Genomic DNA, 10,921 nt, shown 5'->3' on the forward strand with positions numbered 1-10,921 from the left:
TTGAAAAACAGCCGCCAAACCGTCCTGGGGAAATTTGGCGGCCCCGTGAAATTTGGCCGGAATATAGTCGGTAAAGTTGCCAATGCAACTGCGGCCAGGCATTTCGGCTGCTTTTCGGGCTGGTTGAGCCGTGTTAGAGCATGATCCCGAAAAATGGAGCGCGGTTTCGGAAAAGATCATGCTCTAACAAAAGGTTGGAGCCGGTTCCGAAACCGCCGGAATCAAATAGGTTCCGTTGTCACGCCTTCCTGAATGCAGAAACAAAAAGACAAGAAATGACCGACAGCACCATCGAAGCCCTGAACAAGAAGCTCGACCGCCTGATCGAGGCGGTCGCCCGCCTCGCTCCGCCGCCGGTGCCGGAAACCGATCTCGGCGGGGCCGATTGCTTCGTCTGGCAGGCTGATCCCGGCTATCTGGAGCCGGTGCTCAAGGTCAACCGCGTCGACATCGGCCTGATCCGCGGCGTCGATCGCGTCCGCGACATACTGGTCGACAACACCGAGCGCTTCGCCGCCGGATACGCAGCCAACAATGTGCTGTTGTGGGGCGCGCGCGGCATGGGCAAGTCCTCGCTGGTCAAGGCCGTGCATGCCGCAATCAACGCGTCGGCAAAGCTGGACCTGCCGCTCAAGCTCATCGAGATCCACCGCGAGGACATCGACACGCTGCCGAAGCTGATGAATTTGCTGAAGGCGGCACCTTACCGTTTCATCCTGTTTTGCGACGACCTCTCCTTCGACCACGACGACACGTCCTACAAGTCGCTGAAGGCGGCGCTCGAAGGCGGCGTCGAGGGCCGCCCGGAAAATGTCATCTTCTATGCCACGTCGAACCGGCGGCATCTGTTGCCGCGCGACATGATCGACAATGAGCGCTCGACCGCCATCAACCCGTCAGAGGCGGTCGAGGAAAAAGTCTCGCTGTCCGACCGTTTCGGCCTCTGGCTCGGCTTCCACAAATGCTCGCAGGACGAGTATCTCGATATGATCGACGGTTATATCAGCCATCACGGTCTTGCCATCGCTCCCGAGACGTTGCGTGCCGAGGCGCTGGAATGGGCGACGACGCGCGGCAGCCGTTCGGGCCGCGTTGCCTGGCAATTCACCCAGGATCTGGCAGGCCGGCTCGGCAAATCTCTCAAAGATTAGGGACAAAGACTGAAAAAGCCCGCCCCTGCGGGCGGGCTGAGCCGGCGGGCCGGACTGGAGGTCAGGCGGCGCGCAATCGCTTTTCTTATTCTATTCGAGATAGGTCGAAGGGTCGATTTTCTTTTATACAAGATAGGTCGAAAGATCGACTTTCTTTTATTCAAGATAGGTCGAAGGATCGACCGGCGCCGAATTCTTGCGGACTTCGAAATGCAGTTTCGGCGAGTCGGTGGTGCCGCTCATCCCGGACTGCGCGATTTCCTGGCCGCGCTTGACCTTCTGGCCGCGCTGGACCTCGATCGAGCGGGCGTGGCCATAGACTGTAACCAACCCGTTCTCGTGGCGCACCAGAACCGTATTGCCGAATTCCTTAAGACCATCGCCGGCATAGATGACGACACCGTTCTCGGCCGCCTTGACCGGGGTTCCTTCCGGCACGGCGATGTCGACACCATCCTTGCCGCTGCCAAAGCTGGAGATCACGCGGCCGCGTACCGGCCAGCGCATCTTGCCGATACCGGTGGCGTTTGGCGCCACCGCGTCGTCGTCCTCGGCCTGCTCGATGACCTTCGCATCCTTCTTCGGCGGCGTGTAGGCGGCGAGCGTCTCCGACGGCGTGGTCTTTGCCGCAGGCGGGGTGGTGGCGGTCGTAACCGGATCGACCTTTGCCGGCTTGGCACTGGCAACCGTCGCGGTTCCGCCGGCCGGTACCTTCAGGATCTGGCCGATCTTGAGCAGACCATCCTGCATGCCGTTCGCCTGCTTCAACGCAACCACGCCGACGCCGGTCTTCCTGGCGATGGCCGACAGAGTATCGCCTTGCTGGACCGTGTAGGTGCCGCCGGCACCAGTCGTCTTGGGTGCGGCTTTTCCGTCCTTCGGCTGGCTTGTTGCGGCCGATGCATCCACCTGCGCGGCGGACTTGCCCTCCCTGAGCTTCGGCTGCTGCGGCAGCACGGCCACCATCTCCGGCGCCTTGGCCGGCAAATCGTGCTTGGTGTCGTTCGCAGGCTTGGCGTCTGCAAGCTTCGGCGCCGGTTTCTTGCCTGAATAGGCATAGGCGGGGATGACGAGCTTCTGGCCGGTCTTCAGCCCGTTGGTCGCGCTTAGCCCATTGACCTTCATGAGGGCATCGGCCGGCACGCCGTAGCGCCGCGACAGGCCGGAAATGGTCTCGCCGTCCTTGACGATGATTTCGGCGGCACGCGGTTCGCCGCCTGCCGTCGCCATGCGCGGATCATCAGGCTGTGCGTTCTTGAACGGCTTTGCCGCTGTCCCGGTCGCAGTACGGTCGACCTGTGCGGCGGCGGGCACAGAAGCGGTGCGAGCCGGACTGGCGGCGGGGGCCGGCTGCGACTGGCTGACCGGCGGCAGTTGCTGCGTCGTAACCGGTTCAAGGCTTGAGCGGCTGACCGACTGGGTATGGCTGCCGTCGAGCGGCGCGGCCGACACCGGCGCATCACCCGGATAAGGCTGGGCGGCGTCCTGCTTGTCGATGATGGCGCGCTGGTTGTTGGTCGAGGAGGTGAAGACGTCGTCGACGCTGTTGAACCGCGAGACCTGGGAACTGCATCCCGCCGCGGTGCCCGCAACCATAAGGACAGCGAAACCACGCGCCAGGTTGCGTCCGTTTGCCTTCAAAATACTGAATTGCATCGCTTTTACCCGCAGATACCCGGTACAGACTGACCGTGATTAAAGCGCGTTAATGTTACCGGTCGGTTAAACCTCTAGAATCAGACGCAAATTTTCTTAAAATATTTAAGGCTGGACCTGGTCGGGTTGAGGTTGGGGCCGAGTCACAGACGGGCGCGAAGCGACCAGACAGGTCGGTTGCGCCATCACCTGAATATCGACAGAACCTAGATGACCGCGGCTACGCTGCGCAGGATCGGCTGCAGGCGGACGAGACCGATGTCCTCGCGTTCGAAGCGGCTGCCGACCTTGGTCAGTTTGGCCAGCACCTGCTCGCCCTCCTCGGGTCCGATCGGAGCGATGACGATGCCGCCGCTCGACAATTGGTCGAGCAGGAAGCGCGGCAGGCTGTCGAAGGCCGCCCATGCGACGATGCGATCGAACGGCGCTTCATTGGCCAGTCCGTTGGAGCCGTCCGCCTGGCGCACGATGACATTGCCGATGCCGAGCGCGTCGAAGCGCTGCTTGGCCTGCTCGGCCAGCGTCTTGTAGCGGTCGACGGTGACGACCCGCGCAGCAAGCCGCGACATCACCGCCGCCGTGTAGCCCGACCCGGTGCCGATCTCGAGCACGCGGTTGCCCGGCTCGATGGCAAGTGCTGCGATCACCGCAGCTTGCAGATCGGCGCCCTCGATCGCTTCGCCGCATTCGATCGGCAGCATGCGGTCCGACCAGGCGATCGGATGGAACTGCGCGGAAAGGAAGCCGCGCCTCGGCGTCGCCTCGAAGGCGGCGATCAGCGCCTTCGGCACCACGCCCTTGCCACGCAGACGGAGCAGGAAAGCGGCGAAGCCTTCGCGGTCGTCGACCGTCGGACCATGGTTCAGGTTCATGCGAGCGCCTTGGTCAGTTGATCGCGGATTTCATGAGCGGTGAGATCGAGCTGCAGCGGCGTCACCGATACCAGCCGGTTGCGCATGGCGTGGAGGTCGGTGCCTTGCTTGCCCTCGACCGGCTCGCGGCCGAAGCGCAGCCAATAATAGGGAAGCCCGCGCCCATCGCGGCGCTCGTCGACCCATAGGCTGTGGACAAGCTTGCCTTGCGAGGTGACCACCGTGCCGGCGATATCTTCGGGGAGGCAATTCGGAAAATTGACGTTGAGCAGCACGCCGTCCGGCAGCGGCATGGCGACAAGCTTCTTGAGCAGCGCCGGCGCCAGCGCCTCGGTGGTCTCGTAAGGGACGACGCGATCCTCGCCGAGATAGGAATAGGCCTGGCTGAGCGCGATCGAACGCACGCCGAGCAGCGCGCCTTCCATGGCGCCGGCGACCGTGCCCGAATAGGTGACGTCATCGGCGATGTTGGCGCCGGAATTGACGCCGGACAGGATCAGGTCGGGTGCTGCAGGCAGGATCTTCTTCACGCCCATGATGACGCAGTCGGTCGGCGTGCCGCGCACGGCGAAGTGCTTTTCGCCGATCTTGCGCAGGCGCAGCGGCTCCGAGATCGACAGCGAATGCGCGTAGCCGGATTGGTCCTGCTCCGGCGCCACCACCCAGACGTCGTCCGACAGTGTGCGGGCTATACGTTCGAGCGATGCAAGGCCCTCGGCATGGATGCCGTCATCATTGGTCAGGAGAATGCGCATTATTTCGATTCGATCTTTTCCAGACCGCCCATGTAAGGCCGAAGCGCTTCAGGAATGGTTACGCTGCCATCCTCATTCTGGTAGTTTTCGATGACAGCAATGAGAGCGCGGCCGACGGCGGTGCCGGAGCCGTTCAGCGTGTGGACGAAGCGGTTGCTCTTGCCGTCCTTGTCCTTGTAGCGGGCGTCCATGCGCCGCGCCTGGAAATCGCCGCAGACAGAACAGGACGAAATCTCGCGATAGGCGTTCTGGCCCGGCAGCCAGACCTCGATGTCATAGGTCTTGCGCGCGCCAAATCCCATGTCGCCGGTGCACAACGTCACGGTGCGAAACGGCAGGCCGAGACGCTTCAGCACTTCCTCGGCGCATTCGGTCATCCGCTCGTGCTCGGCGAGCGAGGAGTCCTGGTCGGTGATCGACACCAGTTCCACCTTGTAGAACTGGTGCTGGCGCAGCATGCCGCGCGTATCGCGCCCGGCCGAGCCCGCTTCCGAGCGGAAGCACGGCGTCAGCGCCGTATAGCGCAGCGGCAGCTTTTCATGCGGTGTGATGTCCTCGCGCACAAGGTTTGTGAGTGGGACTTCTGCGGTCGGGATGAGCCACAGCCGAGAGGCCAGAGCTTTTGCCTCGTCATATTGTCGCCGGTAATCGACCATACCCTGTTCAATAGCGGCATTAAACCAGGAGAATGCCTCCTCGGTGGTCATCTCTTTTCCGGTTCGCTCCTTGTATTCTCTTTGAACTTCTGGCAGCGCCGCCCAAGTCTTGGCTTTTACATTGTCAAAAAACCGTTCAAAAGATGGAAGCTCTTCAACGCGCTTTTGCGTCTGAAATAAATCTTCTTCAAATTTCGGCAATTGTCCGGTACCGAACATTGCCTCATCGCGCACCATCAGCGGTGGCTGGATCTCCTCATAGCCGTGTTCGGTCGTGTGCAGGTCGAGCATGAACTGGCCGAGCGCCCGCTCCATCCGCGCCAGCCCGCCTTTCAACACGGTGAAGCGCGAGCCGGAAAGCTTCGCCGCCCGCTCGAAATCCATCATGCCGAGCGCTTCGCCGACCTCGAAATGCTCCTTCGCCCAGTTCGGGCGCGCCGGCACCTTGCCGACGATGCGTTTGACGACATTGTCGTGCTCGTCCCTGCCGATCGGCACATCGTCGAGCGGCACATTGGGCAGCACCGCCAACGCGTCGTTCAGCGCCTTGTCGAGTTCGCGTTCGCGCGCCTCGCCATTCTGGATAAAGGCCTTGATCTCGCCGACTTCGGCTTTGAGTTTTTCGGCAAGGGCGGCATCGCCCGAACGCATGGCGTTGCCGATCTCCTTCGAAGCAGCGTTGCGGCGCTCCTGCCTGGTCTGCAGCTCGGTCAGATGTTCGCGCCGCGCCTCGTCCCTGGCGATCAGATCATCGACCGTGGACTGCGCGTCCTCAGCGGACCACGAGCGCTTCCTGAGCGCCTCGACAAGGGCCTTCGGGTTGTCGCGAATCCATTTGATGTCAAGCATGGTCCTGAACGCTCCTGAGCTAGGTCAGAGGGCGTAAACTGCATCCTTGACCGATGCAAGATGTCAAGATCGAGTTCCTTCGCGCCCCCCTCTGTCTTGCCGGACAGAGGCGGCGCGAAGGAACGCGGCCTTGTAGATGCACTTATGTAGACGACGCGTCCGCCGGCTTTTCGGCCGCCGCTTCCGCAGCTTCCCGCTTCTCGCGCGCCAGACGTTCCCGTTCCTTGCTGCGCTCGATCAGCCGGGCCGACCAGATCGAGACCTCGTAGAGAAGGATCGTGGGAACGGCCAGGCCGATCTGGCTTATCGGATCGGGCGGTGTCAGCACAGCCGCGACGACGAAGGCGATGACGATCGCCCATTTGCGCTTTTCGACCAGCGCCTCGGACGACAGCATGCCGACCCGGGTCATCAGGCTGGTCACCACCGGCAACTGGAACACCAGGCCGAAGGAGAAGATCAGCGTCATGATCAGGCTGAGATATTCCGACACTTTCGGCAGCAGCGAAATCTGCACCTGGTCGTCGGTGCCGGCCTGCTGCATGGCGAGGAAGAACCACATCACCATCGGCGTGAAGAAGAAATAGACCAGCGACGCGCCCATCAGGAACAGGATCGGCGAAGCGATCAGGAACGGCAGGAAAGCGTTGCGTTCGTTCTTGTAGAGGCCGGGCGCGATGAATTTATAGATCTGCGTGGCGATCAGCGGAAAGGCGATCACCATGCCGCCGAACATCGCCAGCTTGACCTGGGTGAAGAAGAATTCCTGCGGCGCCGTGTAGATAAGCTCGACCTTGTGCGGGTCGAGCCCTGCCCATTGAGTCGCCCATTTGAACGGGATGACCAACAGGTTGAACAGTTGCTTGGCGAAGAAGAAGCAGAACAGGAAGGCAACGAAGAACCCGCCGATCGACCACATCAGCCGCCGGCGCAATTCGATCAGATGCTCCATCAGCGGAGCCGCCGATTTATCGATCTCGTCCTTTTCCGAAATGCTCACTTGGCGGCTCCCGCCGTCTTTTTGGCGGCTGCAGCCTGCTTCTTCGCCGCTGCCGGTGCAGGCTTCGGCTCGGCCTTCTTACCGGCGGCCCTCTTAGCGGCGGTCTTCGTCGCAGCAGGTTTTGCCGATGCTGCCGCTGGCTTCGCTGCAGCCTTGGAGGCCGGCATCGCTTTCGCTGGCGCACCCTTCGTCTTCGCCGCCGAGGCCTTTTGCGGTGCAGCCGGCGTCGCCGCCGCGACAGGCGGTGTCACCACCGACTCATCGGTCATCGCCGGAAAGGTTGGCGCCGCCGGCGCCGCTTCCGGGGCATTGACGCCCGGCAGCACTGTCGCGCCATTCTTCAGCTCGGTATCCTGCGGCGTCGAAGCTGGCGTGACCGGGTCGACGGCCGGCTTCGGCTTCATCACCGCGTCGACGCCCGAACGGACATCGGCTGCCGCCTGCTCGAACGGGTTGAGCTGTTTCCTGATCTCGGCGGCCGGGTTAAGGCTTCTGAGTGAATCGACCGACTTCTTGACGTCGTCAAGCTCGGCCTCCTTCAGCGCGTCGTTGAACTGTTTCTGGAAGTCGGCTGCCATACCGCGCATCTTCGCCGTCGTGCGGCCGAAAGTGCGCAGCATCTTGGGCAAATCCTTAGGCCCGACGACCACGATCATGACGATCGCGATCACCAGCATCTCGGTCCAGCCGATGTCGAACATGGCGATACGTTCCGACTAAAGTTTTGGGCTCAGCTCTTGCTGGCCTTTTCCTTCACTGCCGAAACGGTTTCGTCGGCACGGTGTTCAACGGTGCGCTTGTCCTCGGCAACCTCGTCGTCGGCTATGCCCTTCTTGAAGCTCTTGATACCCTTGGCCATGTCACCCATCAGCTCGGGAATCTTGCCGCGGCCGAACACCAGCAACACGATCACCAGAACGATCAGCCAGTGCCAAATCGAAAATGAACCCATAACAATCTCTCTCGAAAGTTTTCTCTGACGATGATCTATGCGCTTTCGCGTCGGGATTCAAACACAACCGCGACAGAGTTTATAAATGAGTGGCCGAAGTCACGCACTTTCGGCGCCATAGCCCGCTACCAATCGGCGCAGCCGCGAAATACCAACGGCTTTCGGCACGTCGTTTGCGGTCAATCTTCCTCGACGCGCGGCGTCAACAGGCCGAGTTCCTCGAGGTCGATGTCGGTCAGCGGATCCTCGTCGTCGGTCAGCGCATCCGGATCCGCCGGCGGCAGCGGAATGGAAAAATTCGACGGCATGCGGCCTGAAAGCAGCCCGGCGCCCTTCAATTCGTCCATGCCGGGAAGATCGCGGATCTCCTCCAACGCGAAATGGTCGAGGAAGATGTCGGTGGTGCCGTAGGTGACGGGACGGCCGGGCGTGCGGCGCCGGCCGCGCATCTTCACCCATTCGGTCTCCATCAGCGTGTCCAGCGTGCCCTTCGAGGTCTCGACGCCGCGAATATCCTCGATCTCGGCGCGCGTCACCGGCTGGTGGTAAGCGATGATCGCCAGCACTTCGAGCGCCGCGCGGGAAAGCTTCCTCTGCTGCACCGTGTCGCGGCTCATCAGGAAAGCGAGATCGCCGGCGGTGCGGAACGCCCAGGCATCGCCGACGCGCACCAGATTAACGCCGCGCCGCGCATAAATCTGCTGCAGTTCGGCCATCGCCGCGGCAATGCTGATGCCGTCGGGCAGGCGCGCGGCAAGCTGCTTTTCGCTGACCGGCTCGGCGCTGGCGAAAACGATCGCCTCGGCCATTCGCACGGCTTCCGCCATATGCAGCCGCTCGCCAGGATTCTGGGACAAGTTCTGGGCTTGATTTTCTGCCGGTACCCCGGCGAGCACGCCCTCTTCGGTCTCGTCGTCGACGTTGAACGGAATGACCGAAGCGTTGGCGCGTTCACTCATGATGCCACCTCGACTGCCCTGATGCCTTGCGCACGGCCGCGCAGATAGAGCGGCGCGAACACCTCGTCCTGCCGCATTTCCATTTTGCCTTCGCGCACCAGTTCCAGCGTGGCCGCGAACGAACTGGCAATCGCGGTACGCCGCTCGTCCGGGCCGGTCAGATATTCGACCAGGAAACTGTCCAGCGCCGTCCAGTCGGCAAGCGTGCCGATCAGCCTGTTGAGGATGTCGCGTGCATCCTTGAGCGACCACACACCGCGCCTGGCGATCGTCACATTGGTGATCGCCTGCTTCTGGCGTTGCGCCGCATAGGCGGTCAGCAGATCGTAGAGCGAGGCCGAATAGGCGTTGCGTTTCTCGACCATGACCATTTCCGGCATGCCGCGGGCGAACACGTCTCGTCCGAGCCGGTTACGGTTGACCAGGCGTGCCGCCGCGTCGCGCATCGCTTCCAGCCGCTTCAACCGGAATTGCAGCACCGCCGCCAACTCCTCGCCGCTTTCGCCGTCGTCACCGGGTTGCTTGGGGATCAAAAGCTTCGACTTGAGAAACGCCAGCCACGCTGCCATCACGAGATAGTCGGCGGCAAGCTCCAGCCTGAGCGCTCTCACCTTCTCGACGAAGGCCAGATATTGCTCGGCCAGCGCCAGGATCGAGATGCGCGACAGATCGACCTTCTGGTTGCGGGCAAGATGCAGCAGAAGATCGAGCGGGCCCTCGAAACCGTCGACATCGACGACCAGCGCGGGATCGCCAGTCAGCCGCGAATCGTCGTTCTCGGCCCACAGACGGTCCATCGGTGCGGCCTTGCCGGCCTTGCTGTCCAATGTTTCCGCCACTTCCTGTCGCTTTCCTTTGCTTCTAGCTTCTTGTTTGACCATGATCTGTTCCGAAAAACCGGCTCCCATTTTTCGGGATCATGGTCTAGGCCACCGCATCGAAATAGGTGGCGAATTCGGCGCGTATCTCGGCTTCATCAGCCCGATCGCGCTTCTTGATATAGGTCAGCGCCCGTTGCGCGCGTTGCAGCGACGTGCCTTCAAGCCCTGTTGTGCGCGACGCAATGCCGGCCATCTCCTCGAAAACGCCGTTGCAGTGAAGGACCAGATCGCAGCCCGCCGCAAGGATCGCGGCCGCCTTTGTCGGGAAATCCCCAGAAAGTGCCTTCATCGAGGTGTCGTCGCTCATCAACAGCCCGTCGAAGCCGATTTCGCCGCGGATGATCTCGTCGATGACCTTGCCGGAGGTGGTGGCCGGGTTCTTCGGGTCGATCGCGCTGTAGACGACATGCGCCGTCATCGCCATCGGCAAATGATTGAGCTCCCTGAACGGGGCGAAATCATGCCGCTGCAAGTCGCTCATTGAGGCATCGACCGTCGGCAGTTCGAAATGCGTGTCGGCAAAGGCCCGTCCATGCCCGGGGATATGCTTCATCACCGGCAGCACGCCGCCCGACATCAGGCCCTCCGCCGCGGCGCGACCCAGTTCGATGACGGCACGAGGCTCCTTGCCATAGGCGCGCGCGCCGATGACGTCGCTGGCGCCCTCGATCGGAACGTCGAGCACCGGCAGGCAATCCGCCGTGATGCCGTAGCGCAGCAGGTCGAAGGCGTGCAACCGCGCCATCAGCCAGGCGGCGCGGTTGCCGGCATCGTGATCGTTGCGCCACAAGGCCCCGAGCGCACCACCGGCCGGATAATTCGGCGCCAACGGCGGCCGCAGGCGCTGCACCCGGCCGCCTTCCTGGTCGATGAACACCGGGGCGTCCGGGCGCTCGATACAGTCGCGCATCGCCGCGACCAGATCGCGGATCTGCTCGGTCTCGCCGATGTTGCGCGCAAACAGGATGAAGCCCCACGGGCATTCATTGCGATAGAAATTGATTTCGTCGCGTGTGAGCGATTTCCCGGCGCAGCCGAGGATCATGGATTTTGATTCGGTCATGAACAGGAGTTTAGAGCTTCACGCGGACAAAGGGAATCGCATCGAACCACATGCGGTTGAGCCACAACCCCTTCCACACAAAGAACTCCCTTCCACCAAAAAAACGGCGCGGTTCGTGACCGCGCCG

The 10,921-nt window shown here is 62.1% G+C and carries 11 protein-coding genes; 1 reads left to right on the forward strand and 10 read right to left on the reverse strand.

The features are described 5' to 3' along the window. The first annotated feature begins 275 nt into the window (after nucleotides 1-275). A complete protein-coding gene (locus tag AC0L3I_RS16420) occupies nucleotides 276-1,151 on the forward strand; it encodes an ATP-binding protein (RefSeq protein ID WP_473489570.1) in 876 nt (291 codons plus the stop codon). Nucleotides 1,152-1,307: 156 nt separating this feature from the next. On the opposite strand, the gene AC0L3I_RS16425 is transcribed toward AC0L3I_RS16420, so the two are convergent. From AC0L3I_RS16425 to nagZ, 10 genes are all read right to left on the reverse strand, one after another. Beyond that, nucleotides 1,308-2,807 carry a peptidoglycan DD-metalloendopeptidase family protein gene (locus tag AC0L3I_RS16425; RefSeq protein ID WP_473527562.1) on the reverse strand — a complete coding sequence of 500 codons (1,500 nt, stop codon included), beginning with the start codon at nucleotides 2,805-2,807 and terminating at the stop codon, nucleotides 1,308-1,310. Nucleotides 2,808-3,013: 206 nt separating this feature from the next. After that, nucleotides 3,014-3,679, reverse strand: coding sequence for a protein-L-isoaspartate(D-aspartate) O-methyltransferase (locus AC0L3I_RS16430; protein ID WP_208867856.1), 666 nt, complete (start codon nucleotides 3,677-3,679; stop codon nucleotides 3,014-3,016). Further along, nucleotides 3,676-4,434: a 5'/3'-nucleotidase SurE gene (gene surE, locus AC0L3I_RS16435; RefSeq protein ID WP_473489519.1), complete on the reverse strand. Its 759-nt coding sequence runs from the start codon at nucleotides 4,432-4,434 to the stop codon at nucleotides 3,676-3,678. The genes AC0L3I_RS16430 and surE overlap by 4 nt, the downstream gene beginning before the upstream one ends. After that, complete coding sequence (gene serS / locus AC0L3I_RS16440) at nucleotides 4,434-5,939, reverse strand: serine--tRNA ligase (protein WP_473527563.1); 1,506 nt, start codon at nucleotides 5,937-5,939, stop codon at nucleotides 4,434-4,436. Before serS ends, surE begins: the two co-directional genes overlap by 1 nt. Before the next feature lie 142 nt (nucleotides 5,940-6,081). Then, nucleotides 6,082-6,891, reverse strand: coding sequence for a twin-arginine translocase subunit TatC (gene tatC, locus AC0L3I_RS16445; protein ID WP_473527659.1), 810 nt, complete (start codon nucleotides 6,889-6,891; stop codon nucleotides 6,082-6,084). Nucleotides 6,892-6,935: 44 nt separating this feature from the next. Beyond that, nucleotides 6,936-7,640, reverse strand: a complete 705-nt coding sequence (gene tatB, locus AC0L3I_RS16450) for a Sec-independent protein translocase protein TatB (RefSeq protein WP_473527564.1) — start codon at nucleotides 7,638-7,640, stop codon at nucleotides 6,936-6,938. A gap of 29 nt (nucleotides 7,641-7,669) precedes the next feature. Next, complete coding sequence (locus AC0L3I_RS16455; RefSeq protein ID WP_095493766.1) at nucleotides 7,670-7,891, reverse strand: twin-arginine translocase TatA/TatE family subunit; 222 nt, start codon at nucleotides 7,889-7,891, stop codon at nucleotides 7,670-7,672. A gap of 179 nt (nucleotides 7,892-8,070) precedes the next feature. Continuing rightward, nucleotides 8,071-8,850, reverse strand: a complete 780-nt coding sequence (scpB, locus tag AC0L3I_RS16460) for an SMC-Scp complex subunit ScpB (protein ID WP_292185833.1) — start codon at nucleotides 8,848-8,850, stop codon at nucleotides 8,071-8,073. Then, complete coding sequence (locus AC0L3I_RS16465; RefSeq protein WP_473489522.1) at nucleotides 8,847-9,647, reverse strand: segregation and condensation protein A; 801 nt, start codon at nucleotides 9,645-9,647, stop codon at nucleotides 8,847-8,849. The genes scpB and AC0L3I_RS16465 overlap by 4 nt, the downstream gene beginning before the upstream one ends. A gap of 127 nt (nucleotides 9,648-9,774) precedes the next feature. Further along, the gene (gene nagZ / locus AC0L3I_RS16470) at nucleotides 9,775-10,794 is read right to left on the reverse strand and encodes a beta-N-acetylhexosaminidase (protein ID WP_292185835.1); all 1,020 of its coding nucleotides are present in this window, start codon (nucleotides 10,792-10,794) and stop codon (nucleotides 9,775-9,777) included. Nucleotides 10,795-10,921 lie beyond the last annotated feature (127 nt).

The sequence above is a fragment of the Mesorhizobium sp. WSM4840 genome, assembly GCF_055811755.1.